The organism is Rhodococcus sp. IEGM1339 (genome assembly GCF_050321925.1).
GTDB lineage: Bacteria > Actinomycetota > Actinomycetes > Mycobacteriales > Mycobacteriaceae > Rhodococcus > Rhodococcus pyridinivorans.
The window spans coordinates 12,239-32,515 of sequence record NZ_JBNQFT010000028.1 but is presented as its reverse complement, the minus strand read 5'-3'; the positions used below and the strand labels follow the sequence as shown (position 1 = coordinate 32,515).

Annotated in this window: 16 protein-coding genes; 4 read left to right on the top strand and 12 right to left on the bottom strand. The window is 66.8% G+C overall.

Annotated elements, in window-relative coordinates:
• Positions 1–105 precede the first annotated feature (105 nt).
• Positions 106–1,113, bottom strand: a complete 1,008-nt coding sequence (locus tag ACQR3U_RS20680) for an NAD(P)H-dependent glycerol-3-phosphate dehydrogenase (protein WP_006553146.1) — start codon at positions 1,111–1,113, stop codon at positions 106–108.
• A gap of 157 nt (positions 1,114–1,270) precedes the next feature.
• Here ACQR3U_RS20680 and ACQR3U_RS20675 point away from each other — a divergent pair, with 157 nt between their 5' ends.
• The 3 genes from ACQR3U_RS20675 to ACQR3U_RS20665 all read left to right on the top strand — a co-directional run bounded on the left by ACQR3U_RS20675 (position 1,271) and on the right by ACQR3U_RS20665 (position 4,616).
• Positions 1,271–1,720, top strand: a complete 450-nt coding sequence (locus ACQR3U_RS20675) for a helix-turn-helix transcriptional regulator (RefSeq protein ID WP_033097561.1) — start codon at positions 1,271–1,273, stop codon at positions 1,718–1,720.
• 5 nt (positions 1,721–1,725) lie between these two features.
• Positions 1,726–2,136, top strand: coding sequence for a VOC family protein (locus tag ACQR3U_RS20670; protein ID WP_026061047.1), 411 nt, complete (start codon positions 1,726–1,728; stop codon positions 2,134–2,136).
• 80 nt (positions 2,137–2,216) lie between these two features.
• On the top strand, positions 2,217–4,616 hold the full coding sequence (locus ACQR3U_RS20665) for an ATP-binding cassette domain-containing protein (protein ID WP_230811281.1): 2,400 nt from the start codon (positions 2,217–2,219) through the stop codon (positions 4,614–4,616).
• On the opposite strand, the gene ACQR3U_RS20660 is transcribed toward ACQR3U_RS20665, so the two are convergent.
• From ACQR3U_RS20660 to ACQR3U_RS20620, 9 genes are all read right to left on the bottom strand, one after another.
• Entirely contained in the window at positions 4,606–5,847 is a 1,242-nt protein-coding gene (locus ACQR3U_RS20660) for a benzoate/H(+) symporter BenE family transporter (protein WP_230811282.1), read from the bottom strand. The genes ACQR3U_RS20665 and ACQR3U_RS20660 overlap by 11 nt on opposite strands.
• A 12-nt stretch (positions 5,848–5,859) precedes the next feature.
• Positions 5,860–8,589 (bottom strand): helix-turn-helix transcriptional regulator, encoded by a 2,730-nt coding sequence (locus tag ACQR3U_RS20655; RefSeq protein WP_230811283.1) that lies wholly within the window; start codon positions 8,587–8,589, stop codon positions 5,860–5,862.
• Positions 8,586–9,929, bottom strand: coding sequence for an MFS transporter (locus tag ACQR3U_RS20650; RefSeq protein WP_019288830.1), 1,344 nt, complete (start codon positions 9,927–9,929; stop codon positions 8,586–8,588). Before ACQR3U_RS20650 ends, ACQR3U_RS20655 begins: the two co-directional genes overlap by 4 nt.
• 100 nt (positions 9,930–10,029) lie before the next feature.
• Entirely contained in the window at positions 10,030–10,827 is a 798-nt protein-coding gene (gene benD / locus ACQR3U_RS20645) for a benzoate diol dehydrogenase BenD (protein ID WP_230811284.1), read from the bottom strand.
• Positions 10,824–12,443, bottom strand: coding sequence for a benzoate 1,2-dioxygenase electron transfer component BenC (gene benC, locus ACQR3U_RS20640; RefSeq protein ID WP_230811285.1), 1,620 nt, complete (start codon positions 12,441–12,443; stop codon positions 10,824–10,826). The genes benD and benC overlap by 4 nt, the downstream gene beginning before the upstream one ends.
• 32 nt (positions 12,444–12,475) lie before the next feature.
• On the bottom strand, positions 12,476–12,979 hold the full coding sequence (benB, locus tag ACQR3U_RS20635) for a benzoate 1,2-dioxygenase small subunit (RefSeq protein ID WP_019288828.1): 504 nt from the start codon (positions 12,977–12,979) through the stop codon (positions 12,476–12,478).
• Between the two features lie 14 nt (positions 12,980–12,993).
• Entirely contained in the window at positions 12,994–14,367 is a 1,374-nt protein-coding gene (gene benA, locus ACQR3U_RS20630; RefSeq protein ID WP_230811286.1) for a benzoate 1,2-dioxygenase large subunit, read from the bottom strand.
• Between the two features lie 322 nt (positions 14,368–14,689).
• Positions 14,690–15,682, bottom strand: coding sequence for a 2Fe-2S iron-sulfur cluster-binding protein (locus ACQR3U_RS20625; protein ID WP_230811287.1), 993 nt, complete (start codon positions 15,680–15,682; stop codon positions 14,690–14,692).
• Between the two features lie 2 nt (positions 15,683–15,684).
• A complete protein-coding gene (locus ACQR3U_RS20620; RefSeq protein ID WP_006553158.1) occupies positions 15,685–16,896 on the bottom strand; it encodes a cytochrome P450 in 1,212 nt (403 codons plus the stop codon).
• A gap of 165 nt (positions 16,897–17,061) precedes the next feature.
• Here ACQR3U_RS20620 and ACQR3U_RS20615 point away from each other — a divergent pair, with 165 nt between their 5' ends.
• Positions 17,062–17,985 (top strand): AraC family transcriptional regulator, encoded by a 924-nt coding sequence (locus ACQR3U_RS20615; RefSeq protein ID WP_112320135.1) that lies wholly within the window; start codon positions 17,062–17,064, stop codon positions 17,983–17,985.
• A gap of 77 nt (positions 17,986–18,062) precedes the next feature.
• On the opposite strand, the gene ACQR3U_RS20610 is transcribed toward ACQR3U_RS20615, so the two are convergent.
• Both ACQR3U_RS20610 and ACQR3U_RS20605 read right to left on the bottom strand, forming a co-directional pair.
• The gene (locus tag ACQR3U_RS20610; protein WP_230811288.1) at positions 18,063–18,557 is read right to left on the bottom strand and encodes a hypothetical protein; all 495 of its coding nucleotides are present in this window, start codon (positions 18,555–18,557) and stop codon (positions 18,063–18,065) included.
• A 90-nt stretch (positions 18,558–18,647) separates the two neighbouring features.
• Positions 18,648–20,261, bottom strand: coding sequence for a 4-hydroxyphenylacetate 3-hydroxylase family protein (locus ACQR3U_RS20605; protein WP_006553161.1), 1,614 nt, complete (start codon positions 20,259–20,261; stop codon positions 18,648–18,650).
• Positions 20,262–20,277: the final 16 nt, after the last annotated feature.

Genomic DNA, 20,277 nt, shown 5'->3' with positions numbered 1-20,277 from the left:
CACGATGGCACATCACTTCACCGAGCGTTCGTTCAGCCGGCCGGGAGCACACTACAGGCGACTATTCGGCTTTCTACGATCCGTCCGAGAAAGCGGTAGAGAAGGTCAGACGATGTCCCTCTCGTCGCCGGGTGTGACCCGGCGCAGCCCCCGATAGGCATCGGTGGGGGTGCTCTTCCCGGTCACCACGGCCGCGACCTCGGCGGCGATCGGCATCTCCACCCCGTACTCGCGGGCGAGTTCCATGACCGTCGGCGCGGTCTTCACCCCTTCGGCGACCTGCCCCAGCGCCTCGACGGCCTCGTCGATGCTGAGCCCGCGCGCCAGCGCCTCACCGACCCGGCGGTTCCGCGACGACGGACTCGTGCACGTCGCGATGAGATCACCCATCCCCGTGAGGCCCGCGAACGTGCGCGGATCCGCACCCATGGCCTCACCGAGACGCGTCATCTCCGCCAGCCCACGGGCGAGGACCATCGCGCGGGTGTTGTCGCCGACGCTGAGCCCTTCGGCCATGCCGGCCGCGATCGCCACGATGTTCTTGAGGATCCCGCCCAGTTCGCAGCCGAGCACGTCGGTATTGCGATAGACGCGGAACAACGACGTGGCGAACAGCGGTTGCAGCGCCGCACTCACCGCTTCGTCCTGCATCGCGACCACCGACGCGGCGGCCATGCCGTCGGCGATCTCCCCGGCGATGTTCGGACCCGCGAGCAGCCCGACGGGGTGCCCCGGAAGGCATTCGGCGATCACCTCGGTGGGCCGCAGGCGGGTGCCCGGCTCGAGGCCCTTCACGAGCGAGACGACCGGAACCCACGCGCGGATCTCGTCGACAACCTGCTCGAGTGTCTTGCGCACTGCATGCGACGGCACACCGATCACCAGGACGTCGGCTTCGCGGGCGGCCTCTTCGAGATCGGAGGTCGCGCGCAGGCCCTGCGGCAGTGGCCGTTCGCCGAGATATCGACGGTTGCGGTGCTCGGTGTCGATCTCACGCGCGATGTCGTCGTTGCGGGCCCACAACGTCGTCGGGGTGTTGCGTGCGGCCAACGACGCGATCGTGGTTCCCCACGATCCCGATCCGAGAACGACGACGCGAACCGCACGAGCCATCGGTGACCTTTCGTCCGTACGGGCAGGTATCGACAGAGTGTCAGTTTTCCGGTCCCGGCGGGTCCGGTTTGTGGTCCCGGGATCCTCGCGGGGCGGATGTGCTGTGGAGGCGCACGACGACAGGATCGAGGCGGCGCATCGTGGCACGATCGGACCCGTGCCCGGTAAACCCGTCACCGATCAGCGTCTGCGCGACCTCGCGTTGCTGCGCCGCGTCCGCGACCGCATCGACCGCGAGTACGCCCAGCCCCTCGACGTCGAGGCCCTCGCCCGCGGCGTGAACATGTCGGCCGGCCATCTCAGCCGCCAGTTCAGGCTCGCGTACGGCGAGTCGCCCTATTCGTATCTCATGACCCGGCGCATCGAGCGGGCCATGACGTTGCTGCGACGCGGCGACCTCACCGTCACCGAGGTGTGCTTCGAGGTGGGCTGTTCGTCGCTCGGCACCTTCAGTACCCGGTTCACGGAACTCGTCGGCGTGCCCCCGAGCGTGTACCGCAAGCAGGCGGGCGAGGAGACGAACGGCATCCCGTCGTGCGTGGCGAAGAATGTCACCAGACCGATCAGGAATCGAGAAGCGCGGACGGGTCCGCCGGTCATACCGTGATCGGCATGGACATCACCATTCACCAGACATTCCTTCCGCACACCGATCCCGAGGCGTCCCTCGCGTTCTACCGCGACACCCTCGGCTTCGAGGTCCTCAACGACGTCGGTTACGCCGGGAAACGCTGGATCACCCTCGGCCGCAGCGACACTCCCGGCACGTCCCTGGTGCTGTACCCGCCGGACGCCGACCCCGGCATCACGGAGGAGGAGAACGCCACCATCGCCGAGATGATGGCCAAGGGCACCTTCGCATCGATCATCCTCGCGACGAAGGATCTCGACGGGGCGTTCGAGCAGCTGCAGGCCGGCGACACCGAGATCGTTCAGGAACCCACCGACCAGCCGTACGGCGTCCGCGACTGCGCTCTCCGCGACCCCGCGGGAAACATGGTCCGCATCCAGCAATTGCGCTGACCGATCCCACGATCGGCCTTACTCTCCGATCGTCGCACCCGTTCCGCCCCGCATCCGTACGACCACTGGAGTCTTCGAACATGACCTCGACGAAGGACACACCGGCACATGCAGCGCACGTCGCCGACACCCACGATGCGATCCGTGTTCACGGAGCGCGCGTGAACAATCTCCGCGACATCAGCGTGGAGATCCCCAAGCGGCGATTGACGGTGTTCACCGGTGTCTCCGGCTCGGGCAAGAGTTCGCTGGTGTTCAGCACGATCGCCGCCGAGTCGCAGCGCCTGATCAACGAGACGTACAGCGCGTTCGTGCAGGGATTCATGCCGACCCTGGCCCGCCCGGACGTCGACGTGCTCGACGGCATCACCGCGGCGATCATCGTCGGCCAGGAACGGATGGGATCGAATCCGCGCTCGACGGTGGGCACCGCCACCGATGCCAACGCGATGCTTCGCATCCTGTTCAGCCGGGTTGCGGAGCCGCACATCGGTCCGCCCAACGCCTACTCGTTCAACGTGCCGTCGGTGCGGGCCAGTGGTGCGGTGACGGTGGAGAGGGGCGCCGGGAAGACCCAGGCCGAGAAGGTGACCTTCAACCGGCTCGGCGGCATGTGCCCGCGATGCGAGGGCAAGGGCAACATCTCCGATTTCGACCTGACCGTGCTCTACGACGACGGTCTCTCCCTCAACGAGGGCGCCCTGAAGATCCCCGGCTACAGCATGGACGGCTGGTACGGCCGGATCTACCGCGGCTGCGGCTTCTTCGATCCCGACAAGCCGATCGCGAAGTTCACCAAGCGGCAACTCCATGACCTGCTCTACAAGGAACCCACCAAGATCAAGGTGGAGGGCGTCAACGTCACCTTCGAGGGCCTGATCCCGAAGATCCAGAAGTCGTTCCTGTCCAAGGATCTCGACGCGATGCAACCGCACATCCGTGCGTTCGTCGAGAAGGCCGTCGTCTTCTCCACATGCCCGGACTGTGAAGGGACGCGTCTCGCCCCCGAGGCGCGGTCGTCGAAGATCGACGGCAGGAGCATCGCGGATGTGTGCGCGATGCAGATCAGCGATCTCGCCGAATGGGTGCGCGGACTGGATCTTCCGCAGGTTGCCCCGCTGCTGAAGAACCTTTGTCATCTGCTCGACTCCTTCGCGGACATCGGGCTGGGATATCTGTCGCTGGATCGTCCCACCGGCACCCTGTCCGGCGGAGAATCGCAGCGCATCAAGATGATCCGCCATCTCGGATCGTCGCTGACCGATATCACCTACGTCTTCGACGAACCGACGATCGGCATGCACCCGCACGACATCGCGCGGATGAACAACCTGCTGCTGCAACTGCGCGACAAGGGCAACACCGTGCTCGTCGTCGAACACAAACCCGAGGCCATCGCGATCGCCGACCACATCGTCGATCTCGGCCCGCGCGCCGGCACCGAGGGCGGACAGGTGGTCTTCGAGGGCACCGTCGACGAACTGCGGCGTGCCGACACCCTCACCGGTCGTCACCTCGACGACCGGGCGTCGCTGAAACCGACGGTGCGCACCCCGAGCGGAGCCCTGAAGGTCCGCGGCGCAGACACGCACAACCTGCAGAACGTCGACGTCGATATCCCGCTCGGCGTGCTCGTCGTGGTGACCGGCGTGGCCGGATCGGGCAAGAGTTCGCTGATCCACGGTTCGGTGGCCGACGGCGACGGCGTGGTCACGATCGACCAGAGCCCCATCAAGGGCTCGCGTCGCAGCAACCCCGCGACCTACACGGGTCTTCTCGAACCGATCCGCAAGGCGTTCGCGAAGGCCAACGGTGTCAAGCCGGCCCTGTTCAGTTCCAACTCCGAGGGCGCCTGCCCGACCTGCAACGGCGCCGGGGTCGTCTACACCGACCTCGGGGTGATGGCCACCGTCGAATCGGTTTGCGAGGACTGCGAGGGCAAGCGCTTCCAGACCGCCGTGCTCGACTACACCCTGGCGGGGAAGAACATCGCCGAGGTGCTCGCCATGTCCGTCGCGCAGGCCCAGGAGTACTTCGCCGACGGCGAGGCACGCACCCCGGCGGCGTCGAAGATCCTGCAGCGACTGTCCGACGTCGGCCTCGGCTATCTGCGGCTCGGCCAGCCCCTGACCACCCTGTCGGGCGGTGAGCGGCAGCGGCTCAAGCTCGCCACCGCGATGGCAGAGAAGGGGGAGACCTACATCCTCGACGAACCCACCACGGGCCTGCACCTCGCCGACGTCGAACAGCTGCTCGGTCTGCTCGACCGGCTCGTCGAGTCCGGCAAGTCGGTGATCGTCATCGAACACCACCAGGCCGTGATGGCCCACGCCGACTGGATCATCGACCTCGGTCCCGGCGCCGGCCACGACGGTGGACGCATCGTCTTCGAGGGCACCCCCAGCGAGCTCGTGGAGGAGCGGTCGACGCTCACCGGCGAGCATCTCGCCGAGTACGTCGGGGTCGGGGTCAACGGCTGAAGTCCGGACGCTCCATCAGCCACGACACGGCCACACCCGCGACGAGCCCCCAGAACGCCGCGCCGATGTTCCAGACGGTGATGTTCGAGGCGGTGATCACGAACGCGACGAGCGCACCCATGGTGTGCTTGCTCGCGAACCCGGCCACGAAGGCGCCCTGCAACGCTTTGAGCATCGCCAGGCCGCCGAGAGTCGCGACGAACGAGGCGGGCGCGGCGATCATCCACCGGACGAACAGCGGCGCGAACAGTCCGAAGACGATCGCCAGCGTCCCGCATGTGATCGCCGCGGTGTACTGACGGGACCGTTCGCCCGACGACACGAGCAGCGCGTTGGTCGGTCCGGTCAGACAGGTCGACACGGCGCCGACGCACGCGGCAAGGAAGGACCACAGTCCGCACGCGATCGCCGAGACGTTGACGGGCGGATTGTGCCCGGCCGAGCGCAGCACCGCGATGCCTTGCCCGTTCTGCACGACCAGCACGGTGATCGCGAGCGGCACGACGAGTTCGAGGATCGCCGACCACGTGAACTGCGGGGCGGTGAACACCGGTGCGGCGAAGACCGCGCTGGCGGTCCCGGACGGTGAGAACCGGCCCGACAGCGCGACCGCGCCCACCCCGGCGAGCAGGGCGCCGAGGATGGGAGGCATCCACTTACCGAGGACCGCAACGGAACTGAGCAGGAGGAAGACGATCACCATCGGTGCGGCGATGGCGACGTCGGCACCGAGCGCCGAAACCAGATCGATGCCGAACTTCAGGAACACCCCCGCGACCATCGCCATGACGATGGGCATCGGCAACGCTTCCATCACTCGGCGCACCAGTCCCGAGGCCCCCAGCACCGTCACGAGGGCCGCTGTCACGAAGAATGCGCCGACCACCTCCGCCCAGCTCAGGTGGGTGAGCGACCCGCCGACCAGCACGGTGCCGGGGATGGTCCAGAAGAACCCGAGCGGTTGCCGGTAGGCGACGCTCATCACGATGGTGAGCAGCCCGTTGAGGGCGAACACCCCGAAGATCCACGACGCCAACTGCGGTGCGCTCAGCCCGCCCGCGGCGCCGGCGGCGAGGATCACGGCGACCGGTCCGGTGCACGAGAAGACGAGCCCGATCAAGCCGTTCGCGGCGTATCGTGGGCCGAGATCCCGGAGTATCCCGCGCGGTCCGACGACGGGACGCACGGGGCGTTCGAACAGATCGGTCTCGGCGGTGGGGCGATCGTCCACGGCGGTCAATGGTCAACCTCGATCCTGTTGTCGGAACTTCGCGGCGAGCTCGCTGCGCGAGCGGATGCCGAACTTCGAGTACACGCGGGTCAGGTGGTACTGCACGGTCTTGACGGACAGGAACAGCTCACCGGCGACTTCCTTGTTGGTGCGGCCCGACGCGACGAGTGTGGCCACGGCGCGTTCCTGTGGAGTGAGGGTCGTGAAATCCGAACGCGGGGTCTCGGTCTCGCCGTCGCCGGTACGAAGACCACCGGCCTTGAGTTCCCGGTCGCAACGTTCCACGTACGAGACGGCGCCGAGCGACGCGTACAGCTCACGGGCGGTGCGGATCACCGCGTCGGCGTCGCGGCGACGCCCCGCGCGGCGCATCGTCTGGCCGTACGCGAAGTTGATGCGTGCACGGTCGTAGGGCAGTGGCAGCGTGTCGATCTCGTCGAGTGCGTGTTCGAAAGCGTCGCGGGCGGCGTCGATGTCGCCGCGGGCTCCGAGGATGCGACCGCGCACGTAACCGAGGCGGGCCTTGGCGGAGCGGTGACCGCGTTCGGCGGCGAGTTCCTCGTGCGGCCGCAGGAATTCGTCCGCTTCGTCGACGCGTCCGGTGATCACGAGGGCGTTGCCGTAGAGATCCGGCCACGGCCAGTGGCCGGGTTCGTCGACGGCGCCCCGCTCGCGCATGGTGACGATCGGTTCCAGATAGCGCAACACGCTCGTGTAGTCGGAGACGACCTCGGCGCACTGCGCCAGACACAGGCAGGCCGGTACGAGCATGAGCGGGTAGTCGTTGTTCCCGGCGCGGGCACGGTGGGCGTGTTCCCGTGCCGCGGTCCAGTTCCCGCGCAGCGCCTGGACCTGGGCGCCGGTCCAGTGGACGAGCGGTCGGAGCAGATCGAGTTGTGTCGCGTCGAGCTGCGCCGCCGCGCGATCGACGGTGTGCAGCGCGTCGGACCACGCACCGAGCGCGAATTGTGTTCGCGCGAGCCAGGCCTGCGCCCACAGCGAGATGCGCAGCGACCCGCCGCGGAAGATGGTCGGTTCGGCCGCCTCGAGTTCGGTCCGGGCGAGATCGGGCCGGTCGAGCACCAATGCGAGCCACCCCTCGGCCATGCGTATGCGCTGGCTCTGCGCTCCGAGCCGGATGACATCGGACAGAGCCGAATACGACTCGACGGCCTCATCGACGCGACCGGTCATCGCCAGCCCGAGTCCGCGGATGGCCCGGGACTCGACGACGGGTGGAGCCGTCTCGGGGAGGGTGTCCGCGGCACGATCGGCCCACAGGACAAGATCGTCGCCGCGCAGCCGTGCCAACGAATGCAACACCATGCGTTGCGAAATCGTCGCGGCGAGTTCGGGTTCGGATTCCGGATCGTCGAGCATCGACCACGCTTCGGTGAGAAGGTGGTGCGCTTCCGCGGCCCGCCCCCGCTGGATCGCGAGATAGCCGAGCACGGCGTTGCGCATCGGTCCGCTCGGCACGCTCTCGATCTCGGGGACGAACGTCTGGGCCTGGGGCAGGTCCGCCGCACCGGTCAGTGCGTCGACACCGCGGATCATCCTGCGGGTCCGTAGTTCTCGGTCGAGAGTGATACGGCTCGCGGTGATGAGCGCTTCGGCCGCTTGGGACCAGGCGCCGTCGGCGGCGCATCGCCGGGCGTAAGCGTCGAGGTCGGCGGCGAGTTCCTCGTTTCCGGTCGGTGTCGCGGACACCAGGTGGAACAACCGGGCGCCCTCGTCGTCGACGAGCGAAGCGGCCCGCGCGTGCAGGCTGTGCCAGCGGGCCGGGCCGATCTCGTCGGCCACGGCGGCGCGGGTCATGGGATCGGGGAACGACAACGACACCACGCCCCGCTGTTCACGCATCGTGAGCAGACCGAGCCGGTGGGCCTCGTCGAGCGGCCCGGTCGTGTCGCCGACCTCGGCGAGTTCGGCGACGAGCGCGAGGGATTCGGTGGCTCCCCGTGTCGCGGCGGAGTCCAGGACGGCGACCGATTCGACGAGCGCGCGCGTGTCCGGTGAACACCGGGCAAGGATGCGACCCACTTTCCCCGCGTGTTGTCTCGGTGCTGGGAAACGCGCCTGCCAGCGGTGCCATTCGTCGCGAGGGATCTCGTCGAGAAGCTGCAGGATCGAGCGGGTGTTCCCGAGCGTGTGTTCCTGCAGGCGACGCGCCGTCCACGCGGACAGGTCGACGCCGATGCGATGCAGTGCGAGTTGCGCGACATCCGGGGGCGCCAGCGCGCCGACGTGGAGGGTGTCCACGCGGTGGCTGTTCGAGAGGAGGTCGGCGGTCGCCGGGGCGACATCGTCGGGAAGCACGTCGGGCACGATCCAGATCATGAGAAGGGGACGTCCGTGCGCTCGCCTCAGCGACGACGACAGCGACTGCAACGACTCGGCATCCGCGTAGTGCGCGTCGTCGACGACGATCACCGTCGCGTCGTCGATCCGGTCGAGGAGCGTGCGTGCCGCCTCCACCGGGTCGCCCGCCGTGACGGTGTCACCGAGCAGCTGTTCGAGCACGGACCACGGATGGCCGGCTTCCCAGCGGGCCCCGGTCGCGTCGTGTACGGCGAGGTCGTCGTGGCGAGCGACGAAATACGAAACGAGGGAGGATTTCCCGACGCCGGACGCCCCCTCGACGAGGACCAGCGAGGGGACACCCGCGCGGGCTTCGTCGAGGAGGCGTTCGAGTTGCAACAACTCGGAGTTCCGGCCGATCAGCACAACGTTGTCCGTCACACATCCACGGTAGTCGGCACGGGGCGATCGGAACTGCGGACCGGCGAGACGGACTGGACCGGGCGGGGCACGAACCACGTGACCAGACCACCGGCGAGCGCGATACCCGCGAAGATGTAGAAGTTCACGTTGTTCGCGAAGCCCGCGCCGATGAGCAGACCTCCGATGACCGGGCCGACGATGCCGCCCAGGCGGCCGAAGCCGGCGCACCACGCCACGCCCGCAGCGCGGGCGGGGGTGTCGTAGTAGTTGGACACGAACCCGTAGATGAGCACCTGGGTGCCGATCGTGCCCGTACCGGCGATCGCGACGGCGGTGAGCAGCACCGGCAGCGGGAAACCGAGCGTGAGCAGCACGAGGGCCACGGCCGCGAGGAAGAAGGTGGTGACGATGACGGACTGCGGTCCGCGGCCGTCGGCGACCTTCGAGGCGAGCAGGCCGCCGAGGATGGCGCCGCCGTTGAGGACGAGGAGGAAGGCGAGCGAGCCGTTGGCGTTGTAACCGGCGTCGGCCATGATCTTCGGCAGCCAGGTGTTGAGGCCGTAGGTGAGCAGCAGACCGGCGAAGCTCATCATGCCGAGCAGTCCCGTACCGAGGGCGTACTTGCGGGTCGCGAGTGCCGCGAAACCGATCTTCTCGGTGGAAGCGACAGGTGCTGCGGACGGCAGTGGGAAACCGAACTTCTCGCACACACGCTGCGCCTCGTCGGAGCGTCCCCGCGACTGCAGCCAGGCGGGCGACTCGGGAAGCTTCATCAGTGCCAGCGGGAGCAGGATGAGCAGCGGCAACGCGCCGATGAGGAACAGTCCGCGCCAGCCGATCGCGTCGCGCAGCAGGATCGCGAGCAGCGAGGCCATCACACCGCCGGCGGGGACACCGCTGTAGACGATGGCGTTGAACAGGTTGCGCTTGCCGGGCGGAGCGAACTCGGCGACCACGGCTCCGGCGGTGGCGACGAGACCGCCGACGCCGATGCCGGTGAAGAAGCGGAGCGCGCCGAACATCGTGATGCTCGTGGAGAAGGCCGCCGCACCCATGCCGACGGAGAACCAGACGATGTTGATCAACATCATCTTCCGGCGGCCGACGCGGTCACCGAACGCACCGGTCAGCAGCGCGCCGACCATGACGCCGATGAGCGCGTAGGAGCCGAGGGCACCACCCTGCTGGGCGGAGATCTCCCCGAGTTGGGTCGGATCGGCCATCAGGGTCGGAAGGACGGTGCCGTACACGACGAGGTCGTAGCCGTCGAAGATGATCGCGAGGGTGGCGAGCGCGACGATCCAGATGACGCTGCGCCGATGTTGTGGACTGGCCCAGGTCTGCGTGGCGTGGGGCATGCGTTGCTCCGGTCTGTGGGTGGAGTCACAAGAGGATTCGGGGAGAAAAGTGGCCTCACCGGGGGGACTGGCGCCTCCGGTGAGGCCGAGCGAGGGGCGGTCAGCCCAGATCGCCGCCGGCGACGGGAAGAACCGTGCCGGTGATGTAGGAGGCCTCCTCGGAGGCCAGGAAACAGATCGCGGCGGCCTGCTCGTCGAGCGTGCCGTACCGCTTGAGCAGGGAGGAATCGACGGTCTGGTCCACGATCTGCTGGTACCAGGCCTTCTCCTGCTCGGACTGCGGCGACGGACCGCGCGCGATCCGCCGCTCGGGAGCGACGGTGCCGCCCGGGGCGGTCGCCACCACGCGGACCCCGTAGGGGGCGAGTTCGAGGGCGAGCGACGCGGTGATCGCGTTGACCCCACCCTTCGCCGCCGAATACGGCACGCGGTTGACGCCGCGGGTCGCGACCGACGAGACGTTCACGATCGTGCCGGCGCGTCGCTCGATCAGATGGGGAGCGGCGGCGCGACACGTCCACAGAGTGGGGAACAGCGACCGCCGGATCTCCTTCTCGATCTCCTCCGGCGCATAGTGCTCGTACGGCTTGACCCAGATCGTGCCGCCGACGACGTTGATCAGCACGTCGATGCGGCCGGTGGTGCGGACGGCGTGGGAGATCGCCTCCTCCGCGCCCTCGAAGGTCTCGAGATCCGCCGTCACCGAATGCGCCTTGCCGCCCGCCTCGCGCAGCTGCTCGGCCACCTCGTGGACGAGATCCGCGCGGTCGACGAGCACGACCTCACCGCCCTCGGCGGCGATGCGGGTCGCCACCGTGAGACCGATGCCCTGCGCGGCGCCGGTGATCGTCAGGCACCGTCCGTCGAACCGGCCCGGGAAGATCTTCGTTTCGATCATGAGGAGACACCTGCTGGGGCACCGCTGGCGATGGCGCGACGCATCGTCTCCTTGGCGTGCTGCGAGTGGACGACGATCAGGTCGCGCGCGGCGGCCTTGTCGCCCTTCTCGAACGCCTCGACGAGCTGCAGGTGCTCGTCGACGATGTGCTCCTCGATCCACTGCGCGTCGCGCAGGACCTGCTTCATCAACCGGGTGACCGCGAGCTTGTTGTAGGCCTCGAGCAGCACCGGGTTGGTGCAACAGCGGAAGAGGAACTCGTGGAAGGCCGCATTGGTGTCGGTGAACGCCGCGGCGTCGGTGAAGTGGTCGCCTTCGACCGACGCGCCGGACGCCTCGGCGAGGATGCGGAACTCGACGAGCTGCTCCGGCGTGAGCCGGCCGATCGTGAGTTCGACGACCCCGAGTTCGAGGGCCATGCGGGCGTCGAACTGCTCGTCCGATTCGGCGACGGGCGGATGCTCCTCGCCGATCTCGTAATTGCCGGGCTCGGGGTTCTCGAGCACCACCGGACGACCGGTCTCGGCGGCAGCCTTCTCCGCCGCGGCCTTCTCGGCGTCGGTGGCAGCGGGTGCGGTTGCCCCACCCGGGGTGGCCGAGGTGTTGAACTTCTCGAAGTAGAAGTTCGTCGGCTCGATACCGTTCTCGGACAGGTGGTTACGCACCGCCTCCACCATGGGCGGCGGACCGCACAGGTAGATGTCCACATCACCGTCGTTGAGGTGCGACGGCTCGAACAGACCCGTCACGTATCCCTTGTTCGGGGCGGACGACGCTTCGTCGGCGACGCAGTAGTCGAACGTGAAGTTCGGCAGCCGCTTCGTGTACTCCTCGAGCGCGTCGAGTTCGACGAGATCGTGATCGAAGGTGACACCGTAGATCAGGTGCACCGGCTGGTCCGAGCCGTCGGCCTCGATCTTCGACAGGATCGACAGCAGCGGCGCCAGGCCGGTACCGCCGGCGAGCAGCAGCGACGGACGCTTGCGCTCGCGCAGGAAGAAGCTGCCGAATGGGCCGGTGAACTCCAGGGTATCGCCGACCTGCGCGCGGTCGCGCAGGTACTCGGACATCAGACCGTCCTCGGTGATCTTCACGAGGAACGCGAGCGAATTCTCTCGCGGGCCGGTGCTGAACGAGTACGAGCGGGTCGCCGGCTTACCGGTGCCGTCGTCGCTGCCGGGCACGCCGATGTTGACGTACTGACCGGGCAGGAACACCAGATCGTCACGGTTGTCGATCTCGACGGTGAACCCGACGACGCTCTCGGAGTAACGGCGCAGATCCGTGATGGTCGCGCTGTACGAGGCGGCCGCGGTCTTCGCGACATCGGAGGTGCTCGCGATCTGCACCACCAGATCGGATTCCGGCATCATCTGGCACGGCAGGCAGTAACCCTGCTCGGCCTCTTCGTCGGTGAGGGCGTCCTCGATGTAGTCGCCGCCGTCGTAGCTGCCCGATTCGCAGAAGGCCTTGCAGGTTCCGCACGCGCCGTCGCGGCAGTCGAGCGGAATGTTGATGCGTGCCTTGTACGAGGCGTCGGCGACGGTCTCGTTCGGGTTGACCTTGATGAAGCGGGTGACCCCGTCCTCGAAGCTCAATGCCACCTGGTAAGCCATGGCACGTGCCTCCTTTCGTGATCGGGGTGGAACTAGACGACGTAGACGTCGACGATGTGGTGGATGTAGTCGTTCTTCAGGACGATCTTCTTCTTCTTGATCACCGGCTGTGCGCCCGAGACATCGAGGGTGAGGAAGGTGGCCCCGAAGTAGGTGTCGGTGGTGTTGTAGCGGAAGTACAACGAGAACCAGTTGTGCCGCAGGTCGATTTCGGTGCCGCGACGCTCGAGGATCTCGACGTTGGTGATGTTGTGTCCTGTGCGGGGTTCGGGCAGCGAGGTCGCCGACGAACGGTCGGTGCGGATGCGGAACACCCGGTCCTCGAGGCCGCCGCGATTCGGGTAGTAGATCAGCGAGATCTCGGTCTGCGGGTTCTCGGTGAGAGCACCGTCGTCGTCCCAGGCCGGCATCCAGTACTCGGCATCGGGGTGGTAGCACTCGAGCCACTGCTCGAACTCGCGGTCGTCGAGCAGTCGGGCCTCACGGTAGAGGAACTGTTCGATGTCGGTCTGCGTGAATTCGTGTACGGCAGTCATGATTCCGGTTCCTCTCAGAGCGCGGACGGGTCGGCGGCGGAACTCTCGGCGGCGATGGCCTCGCGCATCGCTTCGAGCCAGTAGCCGTGCTGGATCGGGTACAGGCCTTCGTCCTCGGTCTTCACACCGCTCGACAGCACCTTCGTCATGCCGAGATCCTGAGCGACCTCGTCGGGTCCGTTGAGGATGTGGGTTGCACCGCGGCTCATGTCGTTCCAGGGCGCAGCCGATGCGAGGTAGGTCTTCTGGCAGGAGCGGAACTCCTCGAGATCATCCGGGGTGGCCATGCCGGTCGCGTTGAAGAAGTCCTCGTACTGACGGATCCGGTTGGCGCGGGACTCGGCGCTCTCACCCTTCGGTGCGATGCAGTAGATTGTCACCTCGGTCTTGTCCACGGAGATCGGGCGGAAGTGCCGGATCTGCGAGGAGAACTGGTCCATGATGTACACGTTCGGGTACAGGCACAGGTTGCGCGACGCGCAGACCATGAACTCGGCCTTCTTCTCGCCGAACTCCTTCGCGAGTTCGTCCTTGCGCGGGTACAGCGGACGGTCCTCGGGGTTGCCCCACCACATCCACAGCAACAGGTGGCCGTGGTCGAACGAGTAGTAGCCGCCGCCCTGCTTGCCCCAGGTGCCGGCGTCCATCGCCTTGGTCTCGTTGCTGGACTCACCGGCAGTGCGGCGCGCGGTGGTCGCGGCATAGTTCCAGTGGGTGGCCGAGACGTGGTAACCGTCGGCGCCGTTCTCGGCTTGCAGCTTCCAGTTGCCGTCGTAGGTATAGGTGGACGAACCGCGCAGCACCTCGAGGCCCTCGGGGGACTGGTCGACGAGCATGTCGATCATCTTCGTGGTGTCACCGAGGTGGTCCTCGAGCGACTTGACGTCGGGATTCAGGCTGCCGAACAGGAAACCGCGGTAGCTCTCGAAACGAGCGACCTTCCGCAGGTCGTGGCTGCCGTCGGTGTTGAACTGCTCGGGATAGCCGGCGTCGCGGGGATCCTTGACCTTCAGCAGCTTTCCGTTGTTGCGGAACGTCCAGCCGTGGAAGGGGCACGTGAAGGTGGTGCGGTTGTCGGTCTTGCGACGGCACAGCATCGCACCGCGGTGGCTGCACGCGTTGATCAGGCAGTGCAGCTCGCCTTCCTTGTCGCGGCTGATGACGACGGGCTGGCGGCCGATATACGTGGTGAAGTAATCACCGACGTTCGGGACCTGGCTCTCGTGGGCGAGGTACACCCAGTTGCCCTCGAAGATGTGCTTCATCTCGAGTTCGAAGATCTCCTCGTCGGTGAAGACGTCACGGCGGATCTGGTACCGCCCGGTGCTCGGGTCTTCGACGAGTGCGCCGTCGAGGCGAGTGCGCACGTGCTCCACGATGTCGGTCATGGGATCCTCCAGGTATCGGCTTCGTTCCCGGGACGGACAGGGCGTGTCCGACGCGGCCGAGCCTGTACTGAAGATTCGTGGTGACCGGGGTCTTTCTCCGGTCCGGCTCGACGCGATGTGTCCGGCGATATCTCCACGATGACAGCCTGTGTCTACGGTCACACCAGGCAAATACCTAGGGATACCTAGGACCCCTGGGTGGGGGGTCGAAAGGCCCTCGAGCGACCGGAGGCGGAAAGACCCCTCGACACGGCCGTACCGCTCGTGCGCATCGCGGTGCCGGAGCAGCGCGTGCGTACGAGCGGTACGGGGATGAGGGTATTCAGCCGGCCGGGGTGAACCGTTCGCGCCGGATGCGTCGCGGCGACATGCGGCGACGCTTGAACGCCTTCACTGATGCCTCGACGAACGCGTCCGATCCGCAGATGTAACCGGTGAACTCCTTCGCGGACGCGACGTCCTCGAGGAAGGCGTCGGTGACGTATCCGTCGCGGTCTCCGCCGCTCTCCCTGCTCACGCAGGTGATGTAGCGGAAACCGTGATGACGGGTCTCCAGTTCGCGGAGAAACTCGACTTCGTACAGGTCCGCGCAGGTACGGACCCCGTGGTAGAGCAGGATCTGCCGGTCGGGGACGAGGGAGAGCGCCTGCCGGACGATGGCCTCGAGCGGGGCGAGGCCCGTCCCACCGCCGAGCAGGACGATCGGGCCGGTGCCCTCCAGATCGAAGGTGAAGTCGCCGTACGGGCCGGTGACGGTCACGCGTTCACCCACGTCGATGCGCTCGAAGACCCATTCGCTCGCGACTCCACCGGGTTGCCGGCGGATGTGCAGTTCGAGCTCTTTGGCCTCGGAGGGCGGATTCGCGAGTGAGTACTGCCGTCGGATCTCGGTCCCGGGAACTGTCACCTCCACGTACTGCCCGGCCGAGAACTCGAGCGGTTCGTCGGCGGTGAGCAACACCTTGCGTGTGTCGGCGGCGATGTCGCGTACCTCGGTGACGGTGACGACGACGTCGCGCAGCACGTGCGTGCTGGCGGGTTCCTCCGTTGCGGGGGTCTCGAAGGCGACGTCGCCGCGCGGGGTGGCCTGGCACGCGAGGACGAATCCGGCCGCGAGTTCGTCGGCGGTGAGCGTCTCCTCCGGCGAGTTCCGATGATCGAGTTCGCCGTCGAGGACCTTGATCTTGCAGGTGCCGCAGGTTCCCTGATTGCAGGAGTTGGGCATCCAGTTGCCGTTGCGCAGGAACGCTTCCAGCACCGTCCGACCGGGTTCGCAGGGAACGACGCCGGTGCCCGCGGTCAGTGTGTACGGCATGGTCAGATCTCCCACCGGGCGTGCAGGGTCTTCGGGCCGCGGAAACCCCAACCCCAGAATTCGACGTCCTCGGAAGTGTCCCGCTCGAGATTGGGGATGGTCTCGAGCAGTTCTTCGAGACCGATGCGGCTCACGTTGTTCGCGAAGTAGATTCCCGCGCAGGCATGCTTGCCGGCACCGAAGGCGAGGTGGGGGAGCGGCGGGCGGGTCAGGTCGTAGCGGCTGGGGGCGTCGAACACGTCGATGTCGTGGTTCGCCGACCCGTAGGACAGCATGACCACCGACCCTTCGCTGATCTCGATTCCTGATACGACGGTGTCGCGCTTGGCGATACGTGCGGTGCCGGACCAGATCGGGGCGGTCCAGCGCATCCCTTCGGCGATCGCGCGGGGGATGAGTCCCGGTTCGTCCACCACGGCTTCGAACTGTTCGGGGCGGGTGAACAGGCCTGCCAGGGTGGAACTCATGGCGTGTCCCGGTTCCTGCATGGCGCCGAGGAGGAAGACGTACAGCGTCGGGTAGATGTAGTCGCGGTCCCGCGTCTGCCCTTCGGGCATCCCGTCGTGCAGCCAGTGCGAGATGGCGCTGTCGTCGGGATGCTCGATCCAGTGGTCGATCAGCGGGTCGACGACGGAACGGATCTCCTCCTTGGCGCGGTCGCCCTCGTCGAAACGTTCCTGGTTCAGAAAGTTTCCGTCCTCGTCCATCGCTGCGTTGGTGAACGAATCCGACAGTTTGTGGAACCATTCGCGCAGTTTGTCCGAACTGACGTCCTTCAGTCCGAGGAGATCACCGAGCGACCGCACACTCACCGGCTCGCAGAACTGGGCGACGAGATCGGCCCTGCCGTCGGACTCGAACGCCTCGACGTAGCGTCGTGCGATCGGGCGGACGAGATCCTCGATCCAGCGGTCCACCTCGGCGGGCTGGAGGGCGGGTTCGACCATCGACCGCAGGTCGCGGTGGATGTCGCCGTTGACGCCGATGATCGCGGGATGACCGAAGGTGCGGCCACCGGCGGGGGTGATGATGCCGTCGAAGTCGTCGCCGGCCGCGACCGCACGGCACGCTTCGGTCGTGGACGCTACGTAGGCGCCGAGGACGGGCACGAAGGCGACCGGAGCTTCGGCACGCAAGCGCTCGTAGACCGGGTACGGATTGCGCTCGAGTTCTTCCATGGTGATCTCGTCGAGCCACGAAAGGGTGCTGGTCATCGGTGTACCTCCGGGTCGGGAGCCGTCCGGCGACGGCCGGGCCGTTGTTGACGTGGCCTGGACCATACGAGTCGGCCGACGGGCCGGTCGATGCACATTGCGCGGTCCCTGGACGAATCACGCGACTATGTGATCCAGGTCTCGGAAGCGGTTAGTCTCGAAGGCGTGAGTGTGCCCGAAATCGAGGACTGGGACGATGCCTCGCGCGTCGTGGCGGACGTGTACTTCCCGCACCGATTGACGGACCTCGGAAAGGTGGATCGTCCTGAGCTCGAATTGGTCTCGGCCGATCTCGGAGGTGTCACGATCGGTCGGATGGGCTGGGGAGCGGACGTCGCGATCGAATGCGAATATCCGGGCGCCTACGAGGTGAACATACCGCTGAGCGGGCGGCTCGAATCGCGGGGGCGCTCGGGCACCGTCGTCTCCGAACCCGGCTCGGCGACAGTCTTCCGCGCGGACACCCCGTCGCTCATCACACGGTGGGACGCCGAATGTTCGGTCCTCGGAATCAAGTTCGATCGAGAACATCTCGAACGCGAAGCGGACCGCATTCTCGGTGGTCCGTTGCGGTCGCGCCTCGAACTTCCCGACCGCCTCGATCTGCGGGGGTCGGCGCAGGAATGGCACCGTCTCGTGGCAGCGCTGAGCGAGCAGCTCGCCGGGCCGACCCGAGTGCTCACGAATCCTCTCGTGTCGGCCCAGCTCGGCGGTGCGGTCACCACGGCCTTCGTCCTGGCGGTCGCGCCGGCCGACGAAATGTCACCGGCACCCCGCCCGGGCATGGTCCGGCGGGTGTTGAATGCTCTGCAGGAGGATCCGGGTCGTGTCTGGACGGCAGCCGACATGGCGGAGATCGCCGGAACCAGTGTGCGCAGGTTGCAGGAGGCGTTCTCCGAGTACGTGGGCAGCAGTCCGTCCGCGTGTCTGCGCGACATCCGGCTCGATCGCGCCCACGCGGATCTTACTGCCGGGGGAATCACCGTGGCAGATGTGGCTTTCCGGTGGGGTTTCGGCCATCCGGGGCGTTTCGCCGCCGCCTTCAGGAAGCGGTACGGCGTCACCCCTACGGAAGTCCTGCGGGGCTGAACGCATGCGGATTCGGACGCACGTATGCGGGTGACGACCTCGTGGTCGTCACCCGCTCGTGCGTCCTCCCGGACGGCTCAGCCGAACCAGAGGATGGGTGTGGGCCGATCGAACGAAAGCTCAGGGTAGTCGTCGTCCGCGACCGGCGTCCGCAGCCGCCGCTCGACGTAGTCCAGACCGTTGCTGCGCATGTATTCGATGCAGGACACCGTGTACCCGACGGAATCCGTGCGCGTACTCACGATGGGGCGGAACAGATTGGGGAAGCCGTGCACCGTCAGGGCATCGCGCTCGAGCGCGGCGCCGTCTCGGCCCTGCAGTGTGAGGCCGCCGTGCCCGTCTACGACGAACTTCGCTCGGCCGACGACGGTGCCGCCGATGAGGATCTCCCACCGATGGTCGAATTCGTCGTAGCGGACGGCGCTCGCGGTGCCGATCTCGTGGACCGCCAGCCGTAGTTCGTCGCGCAACCGGGCCGAGACCCGCTGGGAGGCGAAGGAGCGTCCGAGGACTACCGCGTCGAATTCCGGTGCAGGGGGATGGGACACGGAGGTCGAAGCGGTCGTGGTCATCTCGGACGCTCCTTCGCGGTGGGTGGAGGTTGGGGGCCGCGCGCGGACGGGCAGGAGAACGGAGATCATCCGCCCGCGCGCGGGAGTCGGTTACTTGTAGAACGCGCTGACGTCGGAGTTGCCGATCAGGTCGGGCACGGTCCAGCCGTCGAGGTCGTACTCACTCATGAACTGCTCCGCGAAGCCCTTCATGGAGGCGACGTCACCGCGGCTCTCGGCGGCGAACAGCAGCTCGGCCTTGACGTTCTCGTGGTTGCCGGCATAGTTCCGTTCGTACAGTTCGTGGCGGCCACCGAACTCGGAGCCGATCGAATCCCACAGTGCCTTCATGACCTTCACGCGGTCGACCGCCTGGATGCCGTCGGAGCCGCGGACATACTTGTCGAGGTAAGGACGCACGTCCGGGTTCTTGAAGTCGGCGGCGGACGAGGGCAGGTAGATCAGGCCCGAGGCGACGTCCTGCTCGATGATCTCCTTGATGCGCGGGTAGCCCTGCATCGCGAACATGCGGTAGGTGAGGCCGTATTCGAGCTTGGGGATTACAGTGCCGTCGATCCACGGCTCCGGGTTGTTCACCATGGAGTCGGTGAGCGACCAGAACAGGTTGCGCCAGCCGATGACCTCACCGACACGGGTCTGCACGCCGCGGAATCCGCCGGCGCCGGTGGCGTCGAGAGCCTTCATGAGGAGACCGGCGATGAAGTCGAGCTTGACCGCGAGTCGCGTGCAGCCCTGCAGCGTGAAGCGCTGGAGGAAGCCGGAGCCGCCGAGGAAGTTGTTGATCTTCTCGACGTCCCCGTACATGAAGACGTTCTCCCAGGGCACGAGCACCTTGTCGAAGATGAAGATCGCGTCGTTCTCGTCCATCCGCGAGGAGATCGGGTAGTCGAACGGGGAGCCGACGATGTTCGCGTTCTGAGAGTAGGAGGCGCGCGAGATGAGCTTGATGCCGGGTGCGTCCATCGGCACCGTGCAGATCAGCGCGAATTCCTTCTTCTTGATCGGCAGACCGTAGTGAGCGATGAAGTTGTAGTTCGTAATGGCCGAGCCGGTCGCGACGACCTTGGCGCCGGAGACGATGAGGCCGGCGTCGGTCTCCTTCTCGACCTTCATGAACACGTCGCCGACCTGGTCCGGCGGTAGCTGACGGTCGACCGGCGGATTGATGATCGCGTGGTTCCAGTACAGGACCTTCTCCTGCGACTCGCGGTACCAGCGCTTCGCGTTGTCCTGGAAGGGCGAGTAGAACTCGTCGTTCGCGCCGAGCGTGCCGAGGAAGGACGCCTTGTAGTCGGGGCTGCGGCCCATCCAGCCGTAGGTCAGCCGTGCCCAGGTGGCGATGGCGTCGCGGTCGGCCCGCAGGTCGTCGGCGGACTTCGGGGTGCGGAAGAACGGCATGGTCACGCCGCCGTTGCCGGTGTCGGTGGGGGCGGTGAGGGTGTTGACGTGCTCACCGGTGTGGAGGGCGTCGTAGAGGCGCGCCGTCATCCGGATCGAGTTGCGGAAGGCCGGATGGTTGGTGAAATCCTTGACTCGCTCACCGTGCAGGTAGATCTCGCGACCGTCGTCGATGGAGGCGATGTACTCGTCGCCGGTCATAGGGCGGGAGGCGAAGTTCTTCTGCTGGTTGGCCGGGGAGTCCGCGGCGACGTTCACCTTGGAACGATCGAGGGTCTCCGAGGGCCGGGGTTCGGTGGTGGTCATGGGATTTCTCCTTGTC

Coding starts and splice junctions, on each gene's coding strand:
- ACQR3U_RS20680 (WP_006553146.1), bottom strand. CDS start 1,113: ATGGCTCGTGCGGTTCGCGTCGTCGTTCTCGGATCGGGATCGTGGGGA.
- ACQR3U_RS20670 (WP_026061047.1), top strand. CDS start 1,726: ATGGACATCACCATTCACCAGACATTCCTTCCGCACACCGATCCCGAG.
- ACQR3U_RS20665 (WP_230811281.1), top strand. CDS start 2,217: ATGACCTCGACGAAGGACACACCGGCACATGCAGCGCACGTCGCCGAC.
- ACQR3U_RS20650 (WP_019288830.1), bottom strand. CDS start 9,929: ATGCCCCACGCCACGCAGACCTGGGCCAGTCCACAACATCGGCGCAGC.
- benD (WP_230811284.1), bottom strand. CDS start 10,827: ATGATCGAAACGAAGATCTTCCCGGGCCGGTTCGACGGACGGTGCCTG.
- benC (WP_230811285.1), bottom strand. CDS start 12,443: ATGGCTTACCAGGTGGCATTGAGCTTCGAGGACGGGGTCACCCGCTTC.
- benB (WP_019288828.1), bottom strand. CDS start 12,979: ATGACTGCCGTACACGAATTCACGCAGACCGACATCGAACAGTTCCTC.
- benA (WP_230811286.1), bottom strand. CDS start 14,367: ATGACCGACATCGTGGAGCACGTGCGCACTCGCCTCGACGGCGCACTC.
- ACQR3U_RS20625 (WP_230811287.1), bottom strand. CDS start 15,682: ATGCCGTACACACTGACCGCGGGCACCGGCGTCGTTCCCTGCGAACCC.
- ACQR3U_RS20620 (WP_006553158.1), bottom strand. CDS start 16,896: ATGACCAGCACCCTTTCGTGGCTCGACGAGATCACCATGGAAGAACTC.
- ACQR3U_RS20610 (WP_230811288.1), bottom strand. CDS start 18,557: ATGACCACGACCGCTTCGACCTCCGTGTCCCATCCCCCTGCACCGGAA.
- ACQR3U_RS20605 (WP_006553161.1), bottom strand. CDS start 20,261: ATGACCACCACCGAACCCCGGCCCTCGGAGACCCTCGATCGTTCCAAG.